A 24,659-nucleotide genomic window follows, 5' to 3' on the forward strand; every position below is an offset into this window, starting at 1 on the left:
AACAATCAATATCCGATCATTGCTCCATCAAACAGGGGTATCCACATACCCCACACCGCGATGACCCCCTCCCTCAGCCGCGAGTAGACGCCAACTCCTCTATGCTGATCTCCCGCATGCGAAATTTCTGAATCTTCCCCGTTACCGTCATCGGAAACTCATCCACGAACTTGAAATACCTGGGGGTCTTGAAATGGGCGATACGGTCCTTGCACCAGCTCAATAGCTCCAGCTCGTTGGCCACCTGCCCGGGATGGAACTTGATCCAGGCAACAATCTCTTCGCCGTAACGCTCATCCGGAACACCAATGATCTGCACGTCCGCTACGGCCGGATGGGTAAAGAAAAACTCCTCCAGCTCACGGGGGTACACGTTCTCGCCCCCGCGAATGATCATGTCCTTGTTACGCCCGGCAATGCACACGTAACCCTGATCATCCATGGTCGCCAGATCGCCAGTGTGCATCCAGCCGGCGTCGTCGATGGCTTCACGGGTGCCTTCAGGGTTGTTCCAGTAACCGAGCATCACACTGTAACCCCGGGTGCACAGCTCACCGATCACGCCGCGCGCCACGGTGTTACCAGCCTCGTCGACAATCTTGGTTTCCAGTTGCGGTTGGGTGCGGCCCACGGTGGTGACACGCCGTTCTATATCGTCATCCGCGCCGGTCTGCAGCGACACCGGGCTGGTTTCGGTCATGCCGTAGGCGATCTGCACTTCACCCATGTGCAGCTCATGGATGACCCGACGCATCACCTCGATCGGGCACGTCGCCCCGGCCATGATCCCGGTGCGCAGGCTGGACAGGTCGAACTCGGCCCGGCGTGGGTGATCGAGCAGCGCGATGAACATGGTCGGCACGCCATATAAGCCGGTGGCTTTTTCTTCGGCGACGGCGCTCAGCGTCAACAGCGGATCGAAACCGTCATTGGGGTAGATCATGGTAGTGCCATGAGTGATGCAACCGAGGTTGCCCATGACCATGCCGAAGCAGTGATACAGCGGCACCGGGATCACCAGGCGATCTCCTGCCGTCAGGCCCAGGCTTTCACCGACCATGTAACCGTTGTTGAGGATGTTGTGGTGACTGAGGGTGGCGCCCTTGGGAAAGCCGGTGGTGCCGGAGGTGTACTGGATATTCACAGGTTGATCGAAATGCAGGCTGGCCTGGCGGCTGTGCAGTTGCTCGGGCGACACGCCTGCGCCAAGGGCCGCCAACTGCGACCAGGGCAGGAATTCCGGCGGCGGGCTGGGATCGAGGCTGATGAGGCCGCGCAGGCCAGGCTTCAGCGCCTGGAGCATGGCGTGGTAATCCGAGCTCTTGAACGAACCGGCGCATACCAGCCATTGGCAGCCGGACTGCTTGAGCACGTAATCCAACTCGCTGCTGCGATAGGCCGGGTTGATATTGACCAGGATCACCCCGAGCTTGGCGCTCGCCACCTGGCAAATCAGCCACTCGGCACAGTTAGGCGCCCAGATACCCAGGCGGTCGCCGGTTTGCATACCCAGAGCGAGGAATGCGCGGGCGTGCAGCTCAACCGTCTCGGCCAGTTGCCGCCAGGTGTAGCGCCGCTGCTGGTGGCGCACCACCAAAGCTTCGCCATCGGGGTATTGCGCGACAGTGTGATCGAATGCCTGGCCAATGGTCATGGCCAGCAAAGTCTTGTCCTGGGAGCCACGGCTGTAGCTCGGGTGCGGTTGATCCATAACGACCCCTGTTATCTTTTTTGTAGGTTGACGTATACGTAAACTACGATTGACAGCGTCGTAACGCAAGCTTACGTTAACGTAAAGGTGAGCGCCCTCCTCCCGCGCCCCGCCCACACAACAACAAAGCTCACATTAAGGTGCCTGTCCATGAGTTACCCGTCCCTGAACTTCGCCCTCGGCGAGACCATCGACATGCTGCGCGACCAGGTGCAGTCCTTCGTGGCCAAGGAGATCGCACCGCGCGCGGCCCAGATCGACATCGACAACCTGTTCCCCGCTGACCTGTGGCGCAAGTTCGGCGACATGGGCCTGCTGGGCATCACCGTGCCCGAGGAATACGGCGGTGCCGGCCTGGGTTACCTGGCCCATGTGGTGAGCATGGAAGAAATCAGCCGTGGCTCGGCTTCGGTGGCGTTGTCCTACGGCGCGCACTCCAACCTGTGCGTCAACCAGATCAACCGCAACGGCAATCACGCACAAAAACTCAAGTACCTGCCCAAGCTGATCAGCGGCGAGCACATCGGCGCCCTGGCCATGAGCGAGCCGAATGCCGGTTCTGACGTGGTGTCGATGAAACTGCGCGCCGACAAGCGCGGCGACTATTACGTACTCAATGGCAGCAAGACCTGGATCACCAACGGCCCGGACGCCAATACTTATGTGATCTACGCCAAGACTGACCTGGAAAAAGGCCCCCACGGCATCACCGCCTTCATCGTCGAGCGCGACTGGAAAGGCTTCAGCCGCAGCAACAAATTCGACAAGCTGGGCATGCGCGGTTCCAACACCTGCGAGCTGTTTTTTGACGATGTCCAGGTACCCGAAGAAAACATCCTCGGCGTGCTCAATGGCGGCGTGAAAGTGTTGATGAGCGGCCTGGACTACGAACGCGTGGTGCTCTCCGGTGGCCCTACCGGGATCATGCAGGCATGCATGGACCTGATCGTGCCCTACATCCACGACCGCAAGCAGTTCGGCCAGAGCATCGGCGAGTTCCAGCTGATCCAGGGCAAGGTCGCCGATATGTACACCCAACTCAACGCCAGCCGTGCCTACCTCTACGCGGTGGCCCAGGCATGCGAGCGCGGCGAGACCACGCGCAAGGACGCTGCGGGCGTGATTCTTTACAGCGCCGAGCGCGCCACGCAAATGGCCTTGGATGCGATCCAGATTCTGGGCGGCAATGGCTATATCAATGAGTTCCCCGCCGGGCGCCTGCTGCGTGACGCCAAGCTCTACGAAATTGGTGCGGGCACCAGTGAGATTCGGCGGATGTTGATCGGTCGCGAACTGTTCAACGAAACCCGCTGAAGGAGCGCCCCATGGCCACCCTGCATACCCAGCTCAACCCGCGCTCGGCGGAATTCGCCACAAACCGCGCGGCGATGCTTGAACAGGTCGACGCCCTGCACAGCCTGCTCGCCCACGTCCACCAAGGTGGCGGCGCCAAGGCCCAGGAGCGCCACACCTCACGCGGCAAGCTGTTGCCTCGCGAGCGCATCAACCGTCTGCTCGACCCGGGCTCGCCGTTTCTGGAGCTGAGCCAACTGGCCGCCCACCAAGTATATGGCGAAGACGTCCCGGCGGCCGGAGTGATTGCCGGCATTGGCCGGGTGGAAGGCGTCGAATGCATGATCGTGGCCAACGATGCCACCGTCAAAGGCGGCTCCTATTACCCACTGACCGTTAAAAAACACCTGCGCGCCCAGACCATCGCCGAGCAGAACCGCCTGCCATGTATCTACCTGGTGGACTCCGGCGGCGCCAACCTGCCGCGCCAGGACGAGGTGTTCCCTGACCGCGAGCACTTCGGGCGGATCTTCTTCAACCAGGCCAACATGAGCGCCCAGGGCATTCCCCAGATTGCCGTGGTGATGGGCTCGTGCACCGCCGGCGGCGCCTACGTGCCGGCCATGGCCGACGAAGCGATCATGGTGCGTCAGCAAGCCACCATCTTCCTCGCCGGCCCGCCCTTGGTGAAGGCCGCCACCGGTGAAGTGGTGAGCGCCGAAGACCTGGGCGGTGCCGATGTGCATTGCAAGGTCTCCGGCGTGGCCGACCACTATGCCAACAGCGATGAACACGCCCTGGCCCTGGCGCGGCGCAGCGTGGCCAACCTCAATTGGCGCAAGCAAGGTGAGCTGCTGCAACGCCCAGCGGTGGCGCCGTTGTACAGCAGCGATGAGCTGTACGGCGTGATCCCGGCGGATGCCAAACAACCCTTTGATGTGCGCGAAGTCATCGCACGGCTGGTGGACGGCTCGGTGTTCGATGAGTTCAAGGCCTTGTTCGGCACAACCCTGGTATGCGGCTTTGCACATTTGCATGGCTACCCGATTGCGATCCTGGCCAACAACGGCATCCTGTTCGCCGAAGCCGCGCAAAAAGGCGCGCACTTTATCGAACTGGCCTGCCAGCGCGGGATTCCGCTGCTGTTCCTGCAAAATATCACTGGCTTTATGGTCGGCCAGAAGTACGAAGCCGGCGGCATTGCCAAGCATGGCGCCAAGCTGGTCACCGCTGTGGCGTGCGCCAAGGTGCCGAAATTCACCGTGATCATCGGTGGCAGCTTCGGTGCGGGTAACTATGGGATGTGTGGCCGCGCCTACGACCCGCGCTTTTTGTGGATGTGGCCCAACGCACGCATTGGCGTGATGGGGGCCGAACAGGCCGCCGGGGTGCTGGTGCAGGTCAAGCGCGAACAGGCTGAGCGCGCCGGCAACGGTTTCAGTGCCGAGGAGGAAGCCGCGATCAAGCAGCCGATCCTCGACCAGTATGAAACCCAGGGCCACCCGTACTACTCCAGCGCGCGCTTGTGGGATGACGGCGTGATCGACCCGCTGCAGACCCGTGATGTGCTGGCCCTGGCCTTGTCTGCCGCACTGAACGCCCCCATCGAGCCGAGCCGCTTCGGCGTGTTCCGCATGTAACCTGTAGGAGCGAGCTTGCTCGCGAAGAACCTCAAGGCAACGCGGTCATTCTGAAGCCCCGCGTTATCGTTGACGACCTTCGCGAGCAAGCTCGCTCCTACAGGAGGCCTCTCATCATCATGGAGCTCCTTGCATGAGCGACTTCAACACCCTCGAACTGATCACCGACCGCCGTGGCTTTGCCACGCTGTGGCTCAGCCGTGAAGCCAAGAACAACGCCTTCAACGCCCAGATGATCCGCGAACTGATCCTGGCCCTTGACCGCGTACAAGGCGACCCGTCCCTGCGTTTCCTGGTACTGCGCGGGCGTGGCAAGCACTTCAGCGCCGGTGCCGACCTGGCCTGGATGCAGCAATCGGCCGAGCTGGACTACCACACCAACCTGGACGACGCCCGCGAACTGGCGGAGTTGATGTACAACCTGTCCAAGCTGAAAATCCCCACGCTGGCGGTGGTGCAAGGCGCAGCCTACGGTGGCGCGCTGGGCCTGATCAGTTGCTGCGACATGGCCATCGGCGCCGATGATGCGCAGTTCTGCCTGTCGGAAGTGCGTATCGGCCTGGCACCGGCGGTGATCAGCCCGTTCGTGGTGCAGGCCATCGGCGAACGCGCTGCCCGTCGCTATGCACTCACGGCCGAGCGGTTCGGCGGCCAGCGCGCACGGGAGATCGGCTTGCTGGCGGAAAGTTATCCGGCCGAGAGCCTGGATGAACAGGTGGATCAGTGGGTCGCCAACCTGCTGCAAAACAGCCCGGCGGCCATGCGTGCCAGCAAGGATTTGCTGCGCGAAGTGGGCAACGGTGCCCTCACCCCCGCGCTGCGCCGCTATTGCGAAAACGCCATTGCGCGCATTCGGGTGAGCGCCGAGGGCCAGGAAGGTTTGCGCGCGTTTCTGCAAAAGCGTGCGCCAAGTTGGCAAGACCAGGAGCCGCGTTCATGAGCACACTCACCACCGTTCTGGTGGCCAACCGTGGCGAGATCGCCTGCCGGGTCATGCGCACCGCCAAGGCCATGGGGTTGACCACCGTGGCTGTGCACAGCGCCATCGACCGCGATGCCCGCCATAGCCGTGAAGCCGATATCCGCGTCGACCTGGGCGGCAGCAAAGCCACCGACAGTTACCTGCAAATCGACAAACTGATTGCCGCCGCCCACGCCAGCGGCGCCCAGGCGATTCACCCCGGCTACGGCTTCCTTTCAGAAAACGCCGGCTTCGCCCGTGCCATCGAGGCGGCAGGCCTGATCTTCCTCGGCCCGCCCGCCTCGGCCATCGACGCCATGGGCAGCAAATCCGCGGCCAAGGCGCTGATGGAAACGGCTGGCGTACCGCTGGTGCCGGGTTATCACGGCGAGGCCCAGGACCTGGAGACCTTCCGCGCCGCCTGTGAACGTATCGGCTACCCGGTGCTGCTCAAGGCCACGGCGGGCGGCGGTGGCAAGGGCATGAAGGTGGTCGAGGACGTCAGCCAGCTGGCTGAAGCCCTCGCCTCCGCCCAGCGTGAGGCGTTGTCGTCCTTCGGCAACGGGCAGATGCTGGTGGAGAAGTACCTGCTCAAGCCGCGGCATGTGGAGATCCAGGTGTTTGCCGACCAGCAGGGTCATTGCCTGTACCTTAATGAACGCGACTGCTCGATCCAGCGGCGCCATCAAAAGGTCGTGGAAGAAGCCCCGGCGCCCGGCTTGAGCGTGGAGCAGCGCAAGGCCATGGGCGAAGCAGCCGTGCGCGCTGCCCAGGCCATCGGTTATGTCGGCGCAGGTACGGTGGAGTTTTTGCTGGATGCCCGTGGCGAGTTTTTCTTTATGGAGATGAACACGCGGCTGCAAGTGGAGCATCCGGTGACCGAAGCGATTACCGGCCTCGACCTGGTGGCCTGGCAGATCCGGGTTGCCCAGGGCGAGGCGCTGCCGATCACGCAAGAGCAGGTCGCGTTGAACGGTCATGCGATTGAAGTGCGGCTGTATGCCGAAGACCCGGCCAATGACTTTCTGCCGGCCACCGGGCACCTGGCGCTGTACCGCGAGTGCCGCCCTGGCTCTGGGCGCCGCGTGGACAGCGGCGTCGAGCAAGGCGACAGCGTGTCACCCTTCTACGACCCGATGCTCGGCAAGTTGATTGCCTGGGGTGAAGACCGCGAACAGGCGCGCCTGCGCTTATTGAGCATGCTCGATGAGTTTGCGGTCGGCGGGCTCAGGACCAACCTGGGCTTTTTGCGGCGCATCATCGGGCTCCCTGGGTTTGCCGCGGCCGAGTTGGACACCGGGTTTATCCCGCGCTATCAGGATGAGCTGTTGCCGACGCAAGGGGCCTTGAGCGATGAGTTCTGGCAGGCGGCGGGCGCGGCGTTTATGCAGAGCTTGCCGGTGGGCGACGGGCCTTGGGCAAATAATCAGGGCTTTCGTGCGGGTTTGCCTGCCGAGGTGTCGCTGCACCTGAGTTGCAATGGGCAGGATCGGCTGGTGACGCTGGCGGGGCACACCGCACAGTTATGCGGCGAACAGTTGCTGACTGAACATCAGGGCGTGCGCCGTGCTCATCTGGCGGTGCGCAGTGAAGGCAGCCTGTACCTGCGTTGGGACGGCGAGATGCATGCCGTCAGCCTGTTCGATCCGATTGCAGCGGTCGAGGCCAATCAGTCCCATCAGGGCGGCCTCACCGCGCCCATGAACGGCAGCATCGTGCGGGTGCTCGTGGAGGTGGGCCAAACTGTTGAAGCCGGTGCTCAACTGGTGGTGCTCGAAGCCATGAAGATGGAGCACAGCATCCGTGCGCCCCACGCCGGGGTGGTCAAGTCGCTGTTCTGCCAGGAAGGTGAAATGGTGGCCGAAGGCAGCGCGCTGGTGGAGCTTGAAACGGCCGGCTAGAACTTCGCCGTGGCCTGCACCACCACACCCAGGAGGCGACAGCCCTCGGTAAGCAACACCTTGGGGTAAGTGGGATTGAGCGGCACCAGGTAGTGCTGGCCGCTCTCTTCCTGCAATTGGCGAAAGGTGGCCTGGGGGTTGCCAGCCCATTGGGCCACCACCAGTTTGCCGGGCTCGGGTGGTATGGCCGGGTCAACCAGGATCATCATGCCAGCCGCAATGCTCATGCCCGTGGGCGCAGTCATGGCGTCTCCCGTCACCGGCAACCAGAATGCCTCGCCTTGAGCGTGGTAATCGGTCAATTCGTAGCGCTCGGTTCTATAAGGCGCCCGCTCTTCACGCAGCTCGCAGGCCTGCTTCCAGTCGCTGACCGGGTAGCGGAAATACGGGTTGTAGTGCGGTTCCAGTTCAGGCACTTGCGCGGCCCGTTCACGAATCTCCAGCGCCACCTCCAAATACCCCAACCCCAGTTCGGCCAGCACGCGGTTCATGTCCGCCAGGCTCGGCACACGGCGTTTATTGAGCCAATGGCCGATGCCGCCCTGGGACATGCCCAGGCGCTGCGCCAGTTCATCCTGTGTGACCTTGCGGTCTTTCATGTTGGCTTTGACCAACGCTATCCAGTTATCCATAGCGCATCACAATACGGTGCCCATTTTTTCGGGCAATAAACAGTTTGTAGTAATCCATAAAACGACAGGAATACGATACGTACTATCATCAAGCCCAAGGATTTCGACACCCACCGGAGTACTGCCGCTTATGACGACCCGCACTCACTTAACGCCCCAAACACCCGAACTGACTGAAGTAAACGACATGTGCAACAGTGGCGCGGCCCAGCGCGCACTGGACTACTACTTGAAAGAAAATCGGTCGACGCCGGATTCGGACGGGGCCCTGTTCGCGATAAAACCGCAAATCAGCCAGGAGGAAGCCCTGGTACACGCCTCGGACCTGTTGCGCAGTGCAGCGGCCACCGCCTACGAATCGGCGTGCAGCCATCAAGGCAACCAGCGTGACCTGGCGTTTTCGGTGGTGTATTTGATCGATATGGCGAAGGCGATGGTGGAGCGGTCGTTGCAAGCGCCAGGAGCGGCGGCAAACGCTTAGCAGGTATGAAAGAAAAATATTTCTATCCCACGGATAAAAACATTTGACTTGCAAATGATAATGATTATTATTGGGCTCAGCTGATCGCGAGATCAGTCGATAGACCAAGAGACCTTAGGTCGGACTCTTGGAATATCTCCTCATCAGGCTAATCACGGTTTTTGACCCGGCTCTTTGGCCGGGTCTTTTTTTTGCCAGTTTTCCTGGCATGGCTTCAGGCTAATGAAGACTGTGTGTTGCTTGATGGCGCGCATGGTAGCAAAAGACTATCGCCCAAAGAAAGTCGTCCGAGTGCTCTAGCGCGTATCTCTGCGAATTAGCGCTTGAGAATCAATCTCATAGACTCTAAGCTGCGGCGGCGTCACGGATGACGCCCCCTCCCCCTGCAACAATTTTTGCATCCAGGTTTTACCGAACCCCTGTGTAAGATAGCCGCCACATCACTCATATTCAGGCAACCAGACTATGACCGTGGCCTTGACCTCCATCAAGATCAGCACCGACTTCGACAGCGGCAACATCCAGGTCCTGGATGCCAGCGACGCTTATCAGTTGTTGCTGGCAATCAAACCCGACACCCGCAGCGATCACTACCAATGGTTCCACTTCAAGGCCGAAGGCATGCACGTGGGGCACACCCATACCTTTCGCTTGAGCAACGCGGGGCGCTCGTCTTACAAAAATGCCTGGAGCGGTTACAACGCCGTGGCGTCCTACGACCATATCAACTGGTTCCGGGTACCGACGCGCTTTGATGGCGAGATCCTGCACATCACTCTCCAGACCCGGCAAAAGCACGTCTGGTTTGCCTACTTCGAACCCTACAGCCGTGAACGTCATGACTGGCTGATCGAGCAAGCCCTGAAGTACGCCGGGGTCAAGCTGTTGGCCACCGGCAAGAGCGCTGAAGGCCGCGATATCCAACTGCTGCGCCGTGGCAAAGGGATCGAAGGCCGGCGCAAGGTGTGGATCATCGCCCAGCAGCACCCCGGCGAACACATGGCCGAATGGTTTATGGAGGGCGTGATTGAGCGCCTGCAAAAGGACGGCGACGACGAACTGAAAAAACTGCTGTCGGTCGCCGACTTGTACCTGGTTCCGAACATGAACCCGGACGGCGCCTTCCATGGCCACCTGCGCACCAACGCCATGGGCCAGGACCTCAACCGCGCCTGGCAAAGCGCCAGCCAGGAACTCAGCCCCGAAGTTTTGTTCGTCCAGCAACAGATGGAAAAATACGGCGTGGATATGTTCCTCGACATCCATGGCGATGAAGAAATCCCCTACGTGTTCACCGCCGGCTGCGAAGGCAACCCCGGCTACACCCCGCGCATCGAAGCCCTGGAAAAACACTTCCGCAGCCATTTGAGCCACCTGACACGAGACTTCCAGACCACCCACGGCTACACCCGCGATCTGCCTGGCCAAGCCAACATGACCCTGGCCTGCAACGCGGTGGGGGAAAAGTACGACTGCCTGTCCCTGACCCTGGAAATGCCCTTCAAGGACAACGACGACGCGCCTAACCTGCGTACCGGCTGGTCAGGCGATCGTTCGAAACAGCTGGGTAAGGACGTGTTGAGCAGCGTCGCTGATATCGTCGGGCGTTTGCGCTAGCGCCTGAGGCGAGCTTGTGTGGCGAGCGAGCTTGCTCGCTCGCCACAAGAAGCGGTCAATCTTTACTGCCGGTCATGCTTTGCAAGACACCGTCGCGGCGGATCAGACCGTGGAACAACGCGGCCGCCAGATGCACCAGCACGGTGAGAAAGAGCAGATAGGCCAGGTAGCCGTGAGCCTTGCGCAACAACGCAAACAACGGCGCATTCGCCCCCAGCAGCGCGGGCAGTTGCAGGTTACTGCTGAGCATCACCGGGTCACCGGCCGCTGAAATCATCGCCCACCCCAGCAACGGCAACACCAGCATCAAGGCGTACAACAGCACATGGGAAGCCTTGGCTGCCAGCCTTTGCCACACCGGCAAATCCGCCGGCAACGGCGGCTGGCGCGTCGAGAAACGCACCACCAGGCGCACGATCACCAATGCCAGAATCGCAATGCCCAGCGGCTTGTGCAGGTGGATCAGCCACTCATGACGCTCCGACACCGACGCCGCCAAACCCGCGCCGATAAACAGCATGGCGATGATCATCAACGCCATCAGCCAGTGCAGCACGCGCGCCAGGGGCGCAAAAAACCGCGGTTGAGCATTCATGGCTTCGACTCCTGAGGGGCGCTGTGCAACGGGCTGACTTCACCGGCCCGGCGCAGGTACGAACTGGCATAGGCGGCCGAACGGGCGGCCAGCAAGGGGTCGTTGGAGGCTTGGATACCACTGGGCAGAATCAGCGGGTCAAAGTTGATATCGCGGCAATCGCCGTCTGCCTGGGGCTGGCTGCTTTGCAGCACCAGGGTGCCAGCGTTGAGCACCTTGTGTGTGCCGCTCCAGGTTTTGCTCGCGTCATCCAATGGGTCACCTGGGTTGGCCAGGGTCATGTTCAACTGCCAACGCAACGGCCCGGCAGCCAGGCGTCGTACCAAATCCTGCTCCAGGAAGTCACTGCCCGCAGGTGCGGTATCCCCCGCCGCGTCCTGGCTCTGGGGCACCACCTCCCAACGCACGGCCTGGCGCGTGCCATCGGCAGCCACCAGGTAAAACGCGTTGATGCCGTTATAGGTTTCAGTCGCGTAACTGGCCGATGGCTTGGCGGTCTTGACCCAGGCCAGGAACGGCGCGGTCTCGGGGTGTGCGGCAAAAAACGCCGGCATGCTCGAGGGGTTCGGCTTGCCGGTGGCCGGGTCTGGCGCGCCGGCCTTGAGCAATTGGTAGAACGCCTCGGGCGTGCCCACCGGGAACACCGGCATACTGTTCATCCCTGTACGCCATTGCTGGCCGTTGGCCTGGCTGAATTGCACGGCAAAGCTGCGAATCGGCACACTGCTGTCCGGCGCGTAGGGGTTGCCGCTGGGCAAGGCAAAGCGGCCAATGATCGGGGTCTTGGCCTCGCTGAACACCTGGGCACTGGAATACGCACGGGCCTCGGTACTGCTCTGGAAATACCCCGCCACGCACACGCCCTTGGCATGGTTACGGCGAAAGCCCGGATGCACGCCGTTATTGGTTTCCAGGGCATTGACCAAGGTTTTTGGCCGCAGACGTTGGGGGTCGAGCGTGCCATTGACGTAGGCAAATGCGCCGGCAACAACCGCAACCACGGCACCGATGCCAGCAAGTCGTGCGATCAGGCTCGCAGTGCTCAAAGGAGGACGAGGGGGTGATGAGTGATCTACCATGCAGGAACTCCAGGGCCAGAGGCCTCAGGCTGAAACATAAGGTCGGAGCATTAAGACGAACGCCGATGGGCTCTATTCCCAGGCCCTGGATTTATTTTGCGGGACGGGGAATAACCTTCAACGCCGGACGTCTCTCTAGTCCCAGCGTAGCGATCAGCCAGACACCCATGCATGAACTCGACGAACAGTTACGTGAACTCATCCCCAGGTTGCGGCGTTTTGCCGTGTCCCTGACGCGCAACAGCAGCAGCGCCGATGACCTGGTGCAATCGGCCCTGGAGCGCGCGATCGTCGCCTGGGCCGATAAACGTATCGAGGGCGACCTGCGCGCCTGGCTGTTCTCGATCCTCTACCGGCAATTCCTTGACGCCCACCGCCGCAACCGCCGCTATGCGCGCATGCTCGAATTCTTCACCGGTCGCGATGATGTGCAACCTTCTGTGGAGCGCACGGTGCTGGCCCAATCCACCCTGCAAGCCTTCGACCAACTGAACACCGAACAGCGCGCCCTGTTGCTGTGGGTGTCCGTCGAGGGCTTGAGCTACAAGGAAGTGGCCGAGATCCTGGCGGTGCCTATCGGCACCGTTATGTCACGCCTGTCCCGCGCACGCCAAGCGTTGCGTCAACTCAGCGATGGCGAAATGACCGGCCCTTCCCTGCGGAGACTCAAATGATCAGCCTGCCCCCCAGCGAACGCGATTTACATGCTTACGTCGATCACCAATTGCTCGACAGTGATCGCCGTGTGCTTGAAACCTGGCTGGCCAGCCACCCCGAAGTGGCCGCTCAGGTACAGGCCTGGCAACAGGATGCGCAGTTGCTGCGTGCGTCGTTGAGCGGCGCCCTGCAACAGCCGCCCAACCCGGCATTGGACCCGGCGCTGATTCGCCAGCGCATCAAGAAACAATCCCGTCGGCACTTGGCCACGGCGGCGTTGTTGCTGATCGCCGTGAGCCTCGGCGGGTTTGGCGGTTGGCACGCCCGCGAAGCCACCCAGCCGCCGCTGCTGCCGATGACCGACGCCATGCAGGCCTACCGCCTGTTTGCCCAGGACGGCATCATGCCCGCCGACTACAACGCCGAGGACCGCAGCACCATGCAGGCCTGGCTCGACCGTTATTTCAACCAGGCCCATCGCCTGCCCGACCTCAGCCAAGCCGGTTTCAAGCCGGTCAGCGGGCGCCTGCTCACCACCGACCAAGGCGCGGCGGCCATGGTGCTGTACCAGGACGCCCAAGGCCGGCGCATCAGCTTCTACATCCGCCCGCCGGGCCCGAACAACGGTTTCCTGCCTCGCGGCAGCCGCAGTGCCGATGGCTTGCAGGCCGACTACTGGTCGGGCGGGGGCTACAACTATGCGATGGTGAGCCCGGTGGATCAGGCCGCCGCGCTGCAGACGCCATTCTAGAAACCGACGTCCAGCACCACATTGTCCAGATAGGTGCCAGCCGGTGGCGTGGGCTGGTCGGTGTAAACCTTGGCGTTGTAGTTGTACACCTGGCTGCCGACGCCCAAGCCGTTGCCAGGGTTGACCTCGGCCGTGGAACTGGCCCGCCGCGCCGCGCCGACACTGCCCCAACGCGTGGTGCCGGCGCTTTGGAAAATGTCATAGGCCAGGTAGTTGCTGCCGGAAATCATGCGCCGCCGGCCGCCGACACTCACCGGGTTCTGCCCATCGCTCAAGCCCACGGTATAGGCGCTGCCCTTGGTGCAGGCAATATTGATGGTCTGCCCGGTCACCGCAGTAAACCCACTGACCACCGGCGCGCTGCCAAAGCTGATATTCGGGGCGGTGATCTGGCAGTCGTTGGTCACGGTCATGCTGACGGTCAGGGACGCCGTGCCACTGCCGATGTCACGCCCCAGGCAAATGCCGCCAAGGCCGATCCCCGAGCAATAATTCCACTGCCAGGCGATGCTCAATGTCTCGGTGTACACCCCGGCGGCGACGTTGCTGCCAGTGATGCTGCTCAGGTACAACGGCACGGTTTTCGCGCCGGGCCCGGCAATCAGGCCAATGCTCTGGGCGATGCCGCCAGCGCCGCCGAAATCGAATTGGCTGCCACGGGCGATGGGATAGCTGGTGCTGTTATTGCCATAAATCGTGTAGCTGATCACATCACCGGTCGGCCCGACCAAACCGGTCTGGGGCGAGGTGATCGTGGCGTAAAAGTGGTCGGTGGACACCAGCAGCGATATCAGCGCCGAGGTGCAACTCAACCCCGAATTAGTCGTAGAGCTGGTTTGCGCGGCAGTGCGCACCGTCATCGAGCTGATCGAGCCGAAACTGGCCGGCACGGTGGACACCACCGAGCACGCCGCCATGGCCTGCCCGCAAAACAACAAACCTACGCCATACAACCCTACGCTGCCCCTCACCTGAACACTCCCTGTTCAATCCTTCATTGGCACACTAATGGCCCGATCAAGGGCACGTCCTGTTGCTGCTCATCAATATCGAAGGTTGCCTGGCAGAGGCGGCCCTCACCGAGCGTGACCTGCAAGGTGTTATGGGCGCTGAGGTTTTCCAGGTACACCAGGCCATCCCAGCCGACTACCGCTTGAGTGTTGCTTTGCTCGTGCACTACCAGGCTGCCCAGCGCCAATTCCTGGTGCTGGCGGTCCACCAGGGTGATGCTTGCGGCGAGCACCCGGCGCAGGGGGAATTCCAGCAAGTAACCACTGCCCCGGCGCACCGACACGCGCTGTTCCACATTGGGGCTCTGCACATTTGCCGGCAGGTTCAACGGGTCGATCTCATATTTACCGCGGTAGTAGGCACTGCTCCACGGCACCAGCAAATGGCCGTTGCGGTCGGTCTGGCCCACCAGTTGGTTTTCGTAACGCACCGGAATGCCGGCGAAACCCTGGGTGCTCACCACCACAAACGCGTCATTGATACGGTTGGCGGCAAAGGTTTCGCCGCCCATCCATACCAGCGAGCCGCTGGCATCGGCCCAGCGCGTCATGGCCTCGCTGCTGCCGTACACGCCGGCCTGCAACTGCACCGACTGCAAGCGCCAGGTCAGGTCGGCTTGCCGATAGCTGGGGGCATCGCCCTGGGCATAGCCGAGGTTGTAGCCCACCCCGCCTTCGCTGGGCACCGCTCGGCTGTAGTTGATGCGCTGGCGACTGGCGCCGTCCTTGCTGCGCTCGGTGCTCAAGGCCAGGCTGCCGTTGAGGTCGAACGGGATGACCAGTTGCGCCTGCATGGCCCAGTTGCTGTCGCCGATTTCGCGGTTGGCCGACAGATAAAAGCTGGTGTTGCGCCACAGCGGTTTGCTCCAACTCAGGTTGAGCAGGCGTGTGCGCGAGTCGTCCGCGGCCTGCACGTCGAAATAGCCCAGGCCCAGGCTGCCGAAACGTTGGAGATTGAGGCTCAGGGTCACCTGCTCGCTGCGCTTGCTGAGGCTGGCGTATGGAGTATCGACCAGGGTCAGGTCGGCGTAGTCGTCGCGGCGCTCCACCCGTTGATACATGAAGCTGTAGCGCGTGCTGTTGTACTGGTAACCGAGGCTCAGTTGCTGGCCCGTGCGGCTGTCGAACTGGCTCTGGCTGAGGGCGGTATTGAGTACGCCGAAGTTGCCCAGGCGCAGGTTGCCGCCGAGCCCGCCGAGGGTCAGGTCGCTGGAGGCTTCGGCGTGGCTTTCCAGGGTGAGGTTATCGGAATAGCCATAACGGAACGTGCCACTGGCCACGCCTGGGCCGTAGCCGAAATCCCGCAGGGTGTAGTCACGGCGCAAGGTACCGGCGGCCAGCGAAAAATCCGTCAAGCCTTGTTGCAGCAAGGTGCTGGTGACGTAGAACGGTACCGTGGTCGACACCTGGCGGCCCAGGGCATCGGTGGTGACCACCACGGCCTCGCCGGCACCGTTGATGAACGGGATGTTGGTCAAGGTGTAGGGGCCGGGTTGCAGTTGCGCGGTGTCGGACTTGTAGCCGTTGATAAACAGGTCTACCGACGACGGCACCGCCGCCTCACCGGCAAACTGCGGCAAAGGGTATGTAACCAGGTCGGGGCGCACGGCAAAATCCCGCGACAGTTGCACCCCGCCCAGGCGCACCGAGCTACTCCAGGGCAGCGCGCCGCTGATCACGTCGCCAGCCTCGTAGGTCAGCAGGCGTTCATCATCGGAAAAACGCCAGGTGGTGTCGTAACGCCGATAACCATTGTTGAGGGTGCCGCCGCTGACTCCATCGGAGAGGGTCTGGCGCAGTTGCCCGGTGGTGGACAAGGTGCCCCAGGTGTCGAACAGCCGCACTTCGTTCCAGGCCGCGAGGTAACTGCCGCCGTCGTCGGTGTCATTGAAATACACGTCATAGTTGAGCAAGGCGCCAAAGCTGCTCATGGCCTGGGTGCGCGGATAGGTATTGCGGTTGCCGATGAATTGTTCCTGCAACCACGAGGGCGGCACATCCAGCAGCAGGCGCTGGCCGTTGCTGTCGTAGTCGCTGTGCAGGCCCGGCACGTGGTCCAGGGCCACGCTGCCGACCGGCTCACCGGGCAGTTTCATGCCCACGTCCTGCAACGCACTGGCCGGCACAAACAGCTGGCCGGCGCGTTGCTCCACCGCGATGACGCGGCCGGTGTCCATCTGGTTGACCACCAGTTCCAGAAACAGCTGTGCATCGGCAACGGCCTCCATGCTGCCGGGCGGCGGCGGCAAGTCGCCCGCCATCGCTGCGCCCCACAGCCCGCTTGCCACTGCCACCGACGGCCATAAAACCCGAGCCCAACCACGACTCACCATGGCGTTGTGTCCTTCAATGGACATCTCCATCCTGTTAAAACCCGGGCGCGTGCCCGTCCAGCTGCTTAACGATTAGCGCTTGGGCGCCAGGCTCTCCAGTTGCGGCGCACCGTTGACGCGCACCTGCAACGGCTGGTCGGCCGATACGGCGTCCGGCACCGGCCAACGCATGCTCGCGCCCGGCAGCACATAGCCGAGCAAACCGTCCACCAACGGCCGCGTCTGCCCGCCCTGTTTGAATGACGCATCGGTGAGCCGCGCATGCACGGCGCCCTGGTTGCGCACCTCGATGTAGTTGCGCCCTGCCACGTTTACCTTCTGCCAGCTCAACTGCGGCTTGCCCGCGCCCTTGGGGTCGCGCTGGCGGGTAGCGTCGTCCTTGCTCCACAAGCCGGCGCCATAGGCAAAAAGCGGCACCGAATAGCGCATCTGGAAGCGAATCGCCGCCGCCGTGTTCTTGCCCTCCGGTGGCGTGGGCACCTGCAGCGCCGAGGGGATTTCATCAATGATGATGCGATAGGCCAACTCCTGCCCCGGCGGCACTTCCCGGGTGCGGGTCAGGCGCACCAGTTGCTTCTGGCCCGGCTCGATCTTGGCCACCGGCGGGCTGCCGATCACATCGCGCTGGTTCTGGTACTGCTCGTCAAAGCCATTCTGGCTCCAGGCAAACACGCGAATCTGCAGGTTGGCGGTCTCGGTGCCACGGTTCTCCAGCCACAGCGCGCTGGCCTGTTGGTCGGCCTCCAGCACTGGGTCGATGGGCCAGATCAGCACCGAACTGGCCGCCTGTACAAAACCGGCGGAGCACAACGCCCCCAAGGCGAAACCCGCAGTCCATAACCGTCGCAAAGCACACCCCATAACACCCCTCCTTAAAACCGTTAGCCCTACCACGTCAGCTGCACCTGCAGCGTGTCGCTGTACGTCCCCCCAGGCTGATTGCCCGGTAAAACCACCCGCCCGTAAATGGGTAGGCTGATGTTGCTCGCATCGCTGTAGGTCACGCTGACGCTCTGGCTGATGCCCAGGCTCTGGCTGAACGCCGCATCGCGAAACAATTGGTAAGCCACTCGCGCGCTGCCACTGTTGAGCTGCAAGTTGCGCCCGGTGCTGCTGTGCAGGCCGCCATCCACGCTCATGCTCAGGGCCACGCCCGGCGTGCATTGCAGGGTTACGCCACCCGTGAGGGCCGCCGTCACCGTGCTGGTGGCCAGGGCCGAATAGCTGCCGTAGGCCAAGGTGCCGTAGTTGGCGCCGCCGCCCACGATCAGGCAGCCTGGCGTGATGGTCGCGCTCACCTGGAAGCTCTGGTTGACCACCGCCGACAGCGGCAACGGCATCACCAGGCCGATGGCGAGCAACACTCTGGGCCACATCGTTAGAACGTCAGTTCCACGGCCACCGTGTCGGTGTAGGTGCCCGCTGGCAGCCCCGCCTTGCCCACCGCCCGGCCGTAAAGGTTGACGGTCTGCGCCACGCCGGTACTGGTGGCAAGTGTCACCACGCCGTCAATCGCCAACAGCGCGGAACGCCCACTGTCGGTGTAAAAATCGTAGGGCACGAAGTTACCCACGCCATCGGCCAACGCTCGGGTGCCACCGGGGGAAGCGCCATCGTGGGCGCCGGCACGCACCTTGATCGTTGGTGCGGTGCCAGCCGAACACAGGATCGACAACGCCCCGCCGGTACCGGTGCCGCCGAGCAACTGGGCGTCGGCATTGGCAAACAGGCTGTTGGTGGTACCGAAGTTCAAGCTACCGAAATTCAGCCCGGTGGCCGCGCCGGAGCCGTTGACCTGACAACTGGCGATCAAGGTCAGGCTGGAGCTGATCTGCCCGGTCACCGTGGTCGCCGCGTTCAGGCTGGACGCCAGCCCCAAGCCGAGGGCGCAGAGGCCGATTCGCGATACAAGTACATGCATGATATCCATCCTCATGGTTTACCAATCCAGAGTCACCGTCAGGGTGTCTGTGTAGATGCCGGCCGGTAGGGCCCTGGTATTCGCCACCACGGAGCCGAATACCGGGATTGGTACCTGGGTGCCCTGGGTCACGACGAAATTGCGTTGCTGGCCGATGCTGTAGGCACTGCGCCCCTGGGGGTCGGCCGAGAGTCGATAGGGAATGGTCTGGCGGCCATTGCTCAGGCGTCGCGTGGTGCCGTCGCCGTTGGCGCCGCCGTCGATGGTCACCGTGAAACTGCTGACCACCGAGGGGTTGCAGGACACCGACAGCGGCGCCTTGTCCCCATCGGAAATCGCCGCGTCCAAGGTCTCGTTCCAGGTCGGGCCCTGGCTGCCAAAGTCCAACAACGCGGTGCCGCCTTCGGGCGTGACCGGCGCGGTTTCCACGCCCTTGCTCACTTCGCAACTGGCGGTGATCACCAACCGCGCGTGGACCTGGCCGTTGACCACCGCCGCCTGCGCGTCATCTGCCAGCAACAGCAGGCCGCCCAGGGCCGTTACGGCCAGGTAGCGGCTTACCATGTGACCGTGACCTTGAGCAGGTCGGAATAACGGCCGACGGCGGGAATGCTTTTGAGTGGTTCGATGCGCCCATACAGCGGCAGCTCCACAGAGCCGGTGTCCGGTACGCGGCCGCTGATCGGCACGTCCACCGGCAAGGGGATCAGCCGCGCGGCGTCGGCATAGATTCGATAGGGGATGGGCCGGCTGGAGGGCGCCGCAGTGGCGAGATAACGCACTTCGCCGACGCCGCCATGCAGGCCGCCGTCAACGCGCACCTGGTAAGGCGTGTCGGGGTTACATTCCAGGCGCGGCTGGCGTTGGCTGATCAGGGCCGCACTCAGGGGGCCGGCCGGGTCATCCAGACGCGGGCCGCTGCCGAAATCCAATACGCCAAGTTGCTCGATGCCCGCACTGCGGGTGGTGCCCACCAACTGGCAACCCCGCTGCACGTCGATGCGCACCTCTACTTGGAGTTGCGCAGCAAAAGCCGTGTTGCAGAGCATCGTGCCCATGACTGCCAATACCGCCGGTCCCTTCACAGCCCCAATTCCTTATACAGGGGTGACAACTGTGTATGAGGTTAGCCAGTTAACCCGAAAGTGCCAGTTTGCAAGGCTTGGGGCCTTTCGCTATTGGTCAAATGGTATCGAGCGTCTTACAGTGAGCGACCACCGTAATACAGAGTGTTTATTCTTGGCCGTGCTTGCCCTGCTCCAGCGCCTGCTGGGTAAAAAAACCGACGCCTCGGACGCCTCGCCTATCGCCGCGTATTTTCAACAAAAGGCCGAACAACAGGGCTATACCCTCAGTGATGGGCAAATCCGGGCGATTACCGCCCTGAATCGCGAGGCCCAGCACCTGCTCAACGGCCAGGCCACGCGCAGCCTGTACCTGCATGGCCCGGTGGGGCGTGGCAAAAGCTGGCTGCTGGACGGATTTTTCCAGGCACTGCCCATCGCCCAGAAGCAGCGCGTGCATTTCCACACCTTCTTCGCCCGGCTGCACCAGGGCATGTTCCTGCACCGCGGGCATGACGATGCCCTGGGCGTCACGCTGGACGAGCTGCTGGCCGGCTGCCGCGTGCTGTGTTTCGATGAATTCCATGTGCACGATATCGGCGATGCGATGCTCATCAGCCGCTTGTTCAAAGCCCTGTTCCAGCGCGGCGTGCTGGTACTGGTGACTTCCAACTACCCGCCCGAAGGCTTGCTGCCCAACCCGCTGTACCACGAACGCTTCAAACCGGTGATCGAGCTGATCGCCGCGCGCATGGAGGTGCTGGAAGTCAGTGCGCCCCAGGACTTTCGCAGCCTGCCCCAGGCCCACGCGCAACAGCGCTTCACGGGCGGCCAGTACGTCTGGCCAGGTACGGCTGGCCAGCGTGAAAGCCTGGGCCTGCCTGCCACAGATTGCCCGGCGCAAACCCTGAAGGTCGGCACTCGGCAATTAAAGTGCCGAGGCTATCAGGCACGGACCATCGCGTTCACCTTCAACGACCTGTGCGAACAACTCACGGCGGTCATGGACTACCTGTTGTTGTGCCAGGACTTCGACCACTGGATCATCGACGGCCTGCTGCCGCTGGCCGAATGCCCCATCGCCGTGCAGCAGCGCTTTATCAACCTGGTAGACGTGCTCTACGACCAGGACAAGCAACTGACACTGATCGGCCACCAGCCCCTGGATAAATGCCTGGAAGGCCAGGCCATCGACCTCGCCCGCACCGCCAGTCGCCTGCGCCAATTGCATACGCTGTGCCCGCAAACCGCGCCCGAGCCGCTATCATGAGCGCCTTTTACGCCCTCTTCCGAGCACCGCGCCCTGCATGAATACCCTCGCCCAACTCAAGGCTGGCCAATTGGCCGGCGCGACGCGCCTGGACCTGGCCTGCGGGCTGACCGAGTTCCCCCGGGAAATTTTCGATCTGGCCGACTCGCTGGAAATCCTCAACCTCACCGGCAACGCCCTGAGCAGCCTGCCCGACGACCTGCACCGCCTGACGCACCTGCGCGTGCTGTTCTGTTCGGACAACGCCTTTACCGAACTGCCGCAATGCCTGGGCCAGTGCGCCCAACTGAGCATGATCGGCTTCAAGGCCAACCAGATCCGCCAGGTGCCCGCCGCCGCCCTACCCCCTCAGTTGCGCTGGCTGATCCTCACCGATAACTGCATCAGCCAGTTGCCCGATGAACTGGGCGAACGCCCGTTGCTGCAAAAGTTGATGCTGGCCGGTAACCAGTTGACCGACCTGCCGCCAAGCCTGGCCCAGTGCCAAAACCTGGAGTTGATCCGCATCGCCTCCAACCGCCTCACCCAGCTGCCGCAATGGCTGCTGACCCTGCCGAGCCTGACCTGGCTGGCCTACGCCGGCAACCCGGTGGAAATGGCCGTGCAGGTAAGCAGTGATGAGACGACGCCAAACATCGCCTGGCAGGAACTGGAAATGGGCGAAGTGCTGGGCGAAGGCGCCTCGGGGGTTATTCGAAAAGCGCTGTGGAAACCCCGGGCGTTGCCGGTTGCGGTCAAGCTGTACAAGGGCACCATCACCAGCGACGGCTCACCGCTGCATGAAATGCAAGCCTGCATCGCCGCCGGGCTGCACCCCAACCTGATCAAGGTTGAAGGACGCGTCATCGGCCACCCCGACAACCAGGCCGCCCTGGTGATGGACCTGATCGACCCGAGTTACCGCAACCTCGCAGCCCTGCCGAGCCTGGCGTCGTGCACGCGCGACATCTACGCCCCCACCACCCGTTTCAGCCTGGACGTGGCACTGCGCATGGCACGGGGCATCGCTTCGGTGGCGGCGCACCTGCATCGCCAAGGCATTACCCATGGCGACCTGTATGGCCACAATATTTTGTTGAACGCAGCGGGTGATTGCTTGCTGGGAGACTTTGGCGCGGCGTCCTTCCATGCCACGGCGGACACGCTGGAAACCCGTGCGCTGCAGCGTATTGAAGTGCGCGCGTTCGGGGTGTTGCTGGGGGAGTTGTTGGAGCGGGTTGAAGCCAGTGACGAACGCTTGCAGGCACTGCAACAACGCTGCTGCCAGCCGGATGTGTTGGCGCGGCCGGGCTTCGAAGAGATCGAAGCCTTGCTGCACGCTATCTAACTGTAGGAGCGAGCTTGCTCGCGAAAAACGTCAACGATAACGCGTGCGTCCTGAATAAACGCAGCGCCGGTGAGTTTTTCGCGAGCAAGCTCGCTCCTACAAGGCAATTTGACAGCATGTACTTAGATAAACATCAGCCCGCCAGGCCGACAAACATATCCTGCACATCATCATGGTTGTCCAGGCCTTCCAGGAACGCCTCGACTTCTGCCATCTGCTCATCGGTCAAACCACTGACCGGGTTCTTGGAGATATAACCCAGCTTGGCCGACAACACGGTAAAACCCTGCTCCGGCAAGGCCTTCTGCACGGCATCCAGGTCGGTGGTTTCGGTGATGAACAAGGTGGCGCCTTCTTCACCCTCTTCAAAGTCCTGGGCGCCTGCTTCGATGGCGGCCATTTCCGGATCGGCGTCCGGGGTGTCCGGCGATGCTTCGATCAGGCCGACATGGTTGAAATCCCACGCCACTGAACCGGACGCGCCCAGCTGGCCCTTGCGGAAGGCCACGCGGATTTCCGCCACGGTGCGGTTGATGTTGTCGGTCACGCACTCGACGATCAGAGGCACCTGGTGCGGCGCGAAACCTTCGTAGGTCACGCGGTGGTATTGCACGGTTTCACCAAGCAGACCGGCGCCCTTCTTGATCGCGCGGTCCAGAGTTTCCTTGGGCATCGAGGCCTTTTTGGCCTGTTCCACCACCAGGCGCAGGTGCGCGTTGGTGGAGGTATCGGCGCCGTTGCGGGCGGCGATGGTGATTTCTTTCACCAGCTTGCCGAAAATCTTACCCTTGGCATTGGCTGCCGCTTCTTTATGTTTGACTTTCCACTGTGCGCCCATGACTCACTCTCTTATTTCCATCGCGCCCAAACGTCTACTGGCCGGCGCTTTGGGGGCAGAGTTTATAGCGCGAGAACGCTTCGTTCCACCAAAAAACCGGCCAGGGTACTCAGGTGCGCAAGGGTTTGATCACCGCATTGCGGTCCGGCACAAAATCCCCGGCCTGGGCCAGTACGGCGGGCCTGGCATTCCAGTAGGGCATCAGCACCAGCGAAGAAAACAGCGCCGCGCCGGCAAATACGATAAATACCGTAACGGTATCGAAATAGCCTGGCAGCAAACCGCCCAGGATCGCCCCCACCGAACCGCAGCCGTTGACAAAGCCCGCTGCGGTAGCGCCAGCCTTGGCGGTGCCGAAGTCGATGGCCGCGGTGCTGCTGATCATCGAGTCGGGCCCATACAGCGTCAGGCCCATCACAAACAGCAGGGCCATCACCAGCACCACACTGCCGGTATGCAGCGCGCCCATGAACAACGCCAGGGCAACCGTCAGCGCCAGCAAGCTCAGCACACAGGCAGGCATGCGCCGGGCGCCGAACAGCTTGTCGGAGGCCAGGCCAATCAACACCGGCCCCAGTAACCCGGCCAACTCAAACGCGGTGGGCACGATGGCAGCGCCGACCTTGCCCACCGATGGCATCTGCTCGTAGACGATTACCGGCCCCCACAACAGAATCGCATAGCGCGCCGGCTTGAGCAGGAAGTACGCCAGCCCCAGGGTCAACACCGTACGGTTGCGCAGGATCGCGCGCAGGGGTTCGAGTACGCTGATGCGCTGCTCGGCGGCCAGTTGCTCGGCGCTCAACACCGGCTCGGGCTCCACTGCCGGCAAGCCCACATCCTGTGGGGTATTGCGCTGAAACATAAAGAACAGCACGGCCACCACCGCGACCACCGCGGCACTGGAAATAAACGCCGCATGCCAACTGCCGATCAGCGTGTAAGCCCACCAACCGGCAAACGGTGATGCGACCAACCCGCCAAACGCATAACACGAACTCCACAACCCCAGCACTCGTCCCCGCTGCTGGGCCGGGAAGAAACTGCCGAGGTTCTTGCACAACCCCGACCAGCCGGTGGACTGCGCCAAGCCCTGTACCAACATGCAGGTGACAAAGATCGGCAAGGTGGCAAAGGTGCCCATCACCAGCGCCGCAGCCGCAGAAATCAGCAAGCCACCGAGCACCACCACCCGTGGCCCGAAGCGGTCGGCGAGCATGCCCCAGGTGAACTGGCCCACGGCATACGCGGCGAGGTAGAGGCCATCCAGGTTGGCCATCGTCATTTTGTCGAGGGGGAAACTCGGGTCGTCGCCAATCCCCAGCTTTGCCACCGAAAAGGCTTTGCGGGTGAAATAGAAAGCGGCGTACGCCAGCCAGGTGATGGCAAAAATCTGCACGCGCCAACGCTTGATGCTACCCATAGGGATATTCATGGTGGTTCTGACCTCAGGTGTGAGTGTGCCGGCAGAATCGAAAGAAAACGCCTGTTGTTCTTATGGTTGAGCACTGCAATGCCGGGCCTTGGAGAGCGCGGTATTGGTCAGATGGGTGCGGTGTGCCTGCGCCCATGGCCGCC

23 protein-coding genes are annotated in these 24,659 nt (G+C 62.4%); 10 read left to right on the forward strand and 13 right to left on the reverse strand.

The features are described 5' to 3' along the window. Positions 1-73: 73 nt before the first annotated feature. The gene (locus tag V8689_RS17145; RefSeq protein WP_056787900.1) at positions 74-1,711 is read right to left on the reverse strand and encodes an AMP-binding protein; all 1,638 of its coding nucleotides are present in this window, start codon (positions 1,709-1,711) and stop codon (positions 74-76) included. A 150-nt stretch (positions 1,712-1,861) separates the two neighbouring features. Between V8689_RS17145 and V8689_RS17150 the strand changes: the two genes are divergently transcribed. The 4 genes from V8689_RS17150 to V8689_RS17165 all read left to right on the forward strand — a co-directional run bounded on the left by V8689_RS17150 (position 1,862) and on the right by V8689_RS17165 (position 7,506). Then, positions 1,862-3,025: an isovaleryl-CoA dehydrogenase gene (locus V8689_RS17150; RefSeq protein WP_056787905.1), complete on the forward strand. Its 1,164-nt coding sequence runs from the start codon at positions 1,862-1,864 to the stop codon at positions 3,023-3,025. Positions 3,026-3,036: 11 nt separating this feature from the next. Next, positions 3,037-4,644 (forward strand): carboxyl transferase domain-containing protein, encoded by a 1,608-nt coding sequence (locus tag V8689_RS17155; protein WP_056787909.1) that lies wholly within the window; start codon positions 3,037-3,039, stop codon positions 4,642-4,644. A gap of 133 nt (positions 4,645-4,777) precedes the next feature. After that, positions 4,778-5,584 (forward strand): gamma-carboxygeranoyl-CoA hydratase, encoded by an 807-nt coding sequence (locus V8689_RS17160; RefSeq protein WP_056787912.1) that lies wholly within the window; start codon positions 4,778-4,780, stop codon positions 5,582-5,584. Further along, entirely contained in the window at positions 5,581-7,506 is a 1,926-nt protein-coding gene (locus V8689_RS17165) for an acetyl/propionyl/methylcrotonyl-CoA carboxylase subunit alpha (protein ID WP_056787915.1), read from the forward strand. The genes V8689_RS17160 and V8689_RS17165 overlap by 4 nt, the downstream gene beginning before the upstream one ends. On the opposite strand, the gene V8689_RS17170 is transcribed toward V8689_RS17165, so the two are convergent. Beyond that, on the reverse strand, positions 7,503-8,138 hold the full coding sequence (locus V8689_RS17170) for a LexA family protein (protein ID WP_060765695.1): 636 nt from the start codon (positions 8,136-8,138) through the stop codon (positions 7,503-7,505). The two genes, V8689_RS17165 and V8689_RS17170, sit on opposite strands and share 4 nt — an antisense overlap. 130 nt (positions 8,139-8,268) lie before the next feature. Between V8689_RS17170 and V8689_RS17175 the strand changes: the two genes are divergently transcribed. Both V8689_RS17175 and V8689_RS17180 read left to right on the forward strand, forming a co-directional pair. Next, positions 8,269-8,619 carry a DUF6124 family protein gene (locus V8689_RS17175; protein ID WP_177343013.1) on the forward strand — a complete coding sequence of 117 codons (351 nt, stop codon included), beginning with the start codon at positions 8,269-8,271 and terminating at the stop codon, positions 8,617-8,619. A 465-nt stretch (positions 8,620-9,084) separates the two neighbouring features. Continuing rightward, entirely contained in the window at positions 9,085-10,236 is a 1,152-nt protein-coding gene (locus V8689_RS17180) for a M14 family metallopeptidase (protein WP_056787920.1), read from the forward strand. A 55-nt stretch (positions 10,237-10,291) separates the two neighbouring features. Here V8689_RS17180 and V8689_RS17185 read toward each other — a convergent pair whose 3' ends face one another. Both V8689_RS17185 and V8689_RS17190 read right to left on the reverse strand, forming a co-directional pair. Continuing rightward, positions 10,292-10,831, reverse strand: coding sequence for a cytochrome b (locus V8689_RS17185; protein ID WP_056787923.1), 540 nt, complete (start codon positions 10,829-10,831; stop codon positions 10,292-10,294). Further along, complete coding sequence (locus V8689_RS17190) at positions 10,828-11,910, reverse strand: catalase family peroxidase (protein WP_056787926.1); 1,083 nt, start codon at positions 11,908-11,910, stop codon at positions 10,828-10,830. The genes V8689_RS17185 and V8689_RS17190 overlap by 4 nt, the downstream gene beginning before the upstream one ends. 167 nt (positions 11,911-12,077) lie before the next feature. Between V8689_RS17190 and V8689_RS17195 the strand changes: the two genes are divergently transcribed. Both V8689_RS17195 and V8689_RS17200 read left to right on the forward strand, forming a co-directional pair. Beyond that, positions 12,078-12,584 (forward strand): sigma-70 family RNA polymerase sigma factor, encoded by a 507-nt coding sequence (locus V8689_RS17195; RefSeq protein WP_056787930.1) that lies wholly within the window; start codon positions 12,078-12,080, stop codon positions 12,582-12,584. Then, a complete protein-coding gene (locus V8689_RS17200) occupies positions 12,581-13,318 on the forward strand; it encodes an anti-sigma factor family protein (protein WP_056787932.1) in 738 nt (245 codons plus the stop codon). The genes V8689_RS17195 and V8689_RS17200 overlap by 4 nt, the downstream gene beginning before the upstream one ends. Here V8689_RS17200 and V8689_RS17205 read toward each other — a convergent pair. From V8689_RS17205 to V8689_RS17235, 7 genes are all read right to left on the reverse strand, one after another. Further along, positions 13,315-14,235 carry a Csu type fimbrial protein gene (locus V8689_RS17205; RefSeq protein WP_056788062.1) on the reverse strand — a complete coding sequence of 307 codons (921 nt, stop codon included), beginning with the start codon at positions 14,233-14,235 and terminating at the stop codon, positions 13,315-13,317. The genes V8689_RS17200 and V8689_RS17205 overlap by 4 nt on opposite strands. Before the next feature lie 77 nt (positions 14,236-14,312). Beyond that, the gene (locus V8689_RS17210; RefSeq protein WP_056788065.1) at positions 14,313-16,661 is read right to left on the reverse strand and encodes a fimbria/pilus outer membrane usher protein; all 2,349 of its coding nucleotides are present in this window, start codon (positions 16,659-16,661) and stop codon (positions 14,313-14,315) included. A gap of 72 nt (positions 16,662-16,733) precedes the next feature. Further along, complete coding sequence (locus V8689_RS17215) at positions 16,734-17,522, reverse strand: fimbrial biogenesis chaperone (RefSeq protein ID WP_056787933.1); 789 nt, start codon at positions 17,520-17,522, stop codon at positions 16,734-16,736. A gap of 26 nt (positions 17,523-17,548) precedes the next feature. Further along, positions 17,549-18,037 (reverse strand): Csu type fimbrial protein, encoded by a 489-nt coding sequence (locus V8689_RS17220; RefSeq protein ID WP_056787937.1) that lies wholly within the window; start codon positions 18,035-18,037, stop codon positions 17,549-17,551. A 2-nt stretch (positions 18,038-18,039) separates the two neighbouring features. Beyond that, positions 18,040-18,582, reverse strand: coding sequence for a Csu type fimbrial protein (locus V8689_RS17225; protein WP_056788066.1), 543 nt, complete (start codon positions 18,580-18,582; stop codon positions 18,040-18,042). An 18-nt stretch (positions 18,583-18,600) separates the two neighbouring features. Continuing rightward, positions 18,601-19,146, reverse strand: coding sequence for a spore coat protein U domain-containing protein (locus V8689_RS17230; protein WP_044274670.1), 546 nt, complete (start codon positions 19,144-19,146; stop codon positions 18,601-18,603). Further along, positions 19,140-19,640 (reverse strand): Csu type fimbrial protein, encoded by a 501-nt coding sequence (locus tag V8689_RS17235; protein ID WP_434520732.1) that lies wholly within the window; start codon positions 19,638-19,640, stop codon positions 19,140-19,142. Before V8689_RS17235 ends, V8689_RS17230 begins: the two co-directional genes overlap by 7 nt. 181 nt (positions 19,641-19,821) lie before the next feature. On the opposite strand from V8689_RS17235, the gene zapE reads away from it, so the two are divergent. Beyond that, positions 19,822-20,916, forward strand: coding sequence for a cell division protein ZapE (zapE, locus tag V8689_RS17240; protein ID WP_056787942.1), 1,095 nt, complete (start codon positions 19,822-19,824; stop codon positions 20,914-20,916). 37 nt (positions 20,917-20,953) lie between these two features. Beyond that, on the forward strand, positions 20,954-22,243 hold the full coding sequence (locus V8689_RS17245; protein ID WP_056787944.1) for a protein kinase: 1,290 nt from the start codon (positions 20,954-20,956) through the stop codon (positions 22,241-22,243). 133 nt (positions 22,244-22,376) lie between these two features. Here V8689_RS17245 and V8689_RS17250 read toward each other — a convergent pair whose 3' ends face one another. Then, positions 22,377-23,081, reverse strand: coding sequence for a YebC/PmpR family DNA-binding transcriptional regulator (locus V8689_RS17250; RefSeq protein WP_044274673.1), 705 nt, complete (start codon positions 23,079-23,081; stop codon positions 22,377-22,379). Between the two features lie 109 nt (positions 23,082-23,190). Further along, complete coding sequence (locus V8689_RS17255) at positions 23,191-24,516, reverse strand: MFS transporter (protein ID WP_056787947.1); 1,326 nt, start codon at positions 24,514-24,516, stop codon at positions 23,191-23,193. Between the last annotated feature and the right edge of the window lie 143 nt (positions 24,517-24,659).

Origin of the sequence: Pseudomonas sp. AK181 (assembly GCF_051122975.1) — a bacterium.
GTDB classification, from domain to species: Bacteria; Pseudomonadota; Gammaproteobacteria; order Pseudomonadales; family Pseudomonadaceae; genus Aquipseudomonas; species Aquipseudomonas lactis.

Bases quoted from the DNA above. Each gene is read 5' to 3' on its own strand.
- V8689_RS17145 (WP_056787900.1), bottom strand. From the start codon at position 1,711: ATGGATCAACCGCACCCGAGCTACAGCCGTGGCTCCCAGGACAAGACT.
- V8689_RS17150 (WP_056787905.1), top strand. From the start codon at position 1,862: ATGAGTTACCCGTCCCTGAACTTCGCCCTCGGCGAGACCATCGACATG.
- V8689_RS17155 (WP_056787909.1), top strand. From the start codon at position 3,037: ATGGCCACCCTGCATACCCAGCTCAACCCGCGCTCGGCGGAATTCGCC.
- V8689_RS17160 (WP_056787912.1), top strand. From the start codon at position 4,778: ATGAGCGACTTCAACACCCTCGAACTGATCACCGACCGCCGTGGCTTT.
- V8689_RS17165 (WP_056787915.1), top strand. From the start codon at position 5,581: ATGAGCACACTCACCACCGTTCTGGTGGCCAACCGTGGCGAGATCGCC.
- V8689_RS17170 (WP_060765695.1), bottom strand. From the start codon at position 8,138: ATGGATAACTGGATAGCGTTGGTCAAAGCCAACATGAAAGACCGCAAG.
- V8689_RS17175 (WP_177343013.1), top strand. From the start codon at position 8,269: ATGACGACCCGCACTCACTTAACGCCCCAAACACCCGAACTGACTGAA.
- V8689_RS17180 (WP_056787920.1), top strand. From the start codon at position 9,085: ATGACCGTGGCCTTGACCTCCATCAAGATCAGCACCGACTTCGACAGC.
- V8689_RS17185 (WP_056787923.1), bottom strand. From the start codon at position 10,831: ATGAATGCTCAACCGCGGTTTTTTGCGCCCCTGGCGCGCGTGCTGCAC.
- V8689_RS17190 (WP_056787926.1), bottom strand. From the start codon at position 11,910: ATGGTAGATCACTCATCACCCCCTCGTCCTCCTTTGAGCACTGCGAGC.
- V8689_RS17195 (WP_056787930.1), top strand. From the start codon at position 12,078: ATGCATGAACTCGACGAACAGTTACGTGAACTCATCCCCAGGTTGCGG.
- V8689_RS17200 (WP_056787932.1), top strand. From the start codon at position 12,581: ATGATCAGCCTGCCCCCCAGCGAACGCGATTTACATGCTTACGTCGAT.
- V8689_RS17205 (WP_056788062.1), bottom strand. From the start codon at position 14,235: ATGGCGGCGTGCTCGGTGGTGTCCACCGTGCCGGCCAGTTTCGGCTCG.
- V8689_RS17210 (WP_056788065.1), bottom strand. From the start codon at position 16,661: ATGGTGAGTCGTGGTTGGGCTCGGGTTTTATGGCCGTCGGTGGCAGTG.
- V8689_RS17215 (WP_056787933.1), bottom strand. From the start codon at position 17,522: ATGGGGTGTGCTTTGCGACGGTTATGGACTGCGGGTTTCGCCTTGGGG.
- V8689_RS17220 (WP_056787937.1), bottom strand. From the start codon at position 18,037: ATGTGGCCCAGAGTGTTGCTCGCCATCGGCCTGGTGATGCCGTTGCCG.
- V8689_RS17225 (WP_056788066.1), bottom strand. From the start codon at position 18,582: ATGCATGTACTTGTATCGCGAATCGGCCTCTGCGCCCTCGGCTTGGGG.
- V8689_RS17230 (WP_044274670.1), bottom strand. From the start codon at position 19,146: ATGGTAAGCCGCTACCTGGCCGTAACGGCCCTGGGCGGCCTGCTGTTG.
- V8689_RS17235 (WP_434520732.1), bottom strand. From the start codon at position 19,640: ATGGGCACGATGCTCTGCAACACGGCTTTTGCTGCGCAACTCCAAGTA.
- V8689_RS17245 (WP_056787944.1), top strand. From the start codon at position 20,954: ATGAATACCCTCGCCCAACTCAAGGCTGGCCAATTGGCCGGCGCGACG.
- V8689_RS17250 (WP_044274673.1), bottom strand. From the start codon at position 23,081: ATGGGCGCACAGTGGAAAGTCAAACATAAAGAAGCGGCAGCCAATGCC.
- V8689_RS17255 (WP_056787947.1), bottom strand. From the start codon at position 24,516: ATGAATATCCCTATGGGTAGCATCAAGCGTTGGCGCGTGCAGATTTTT.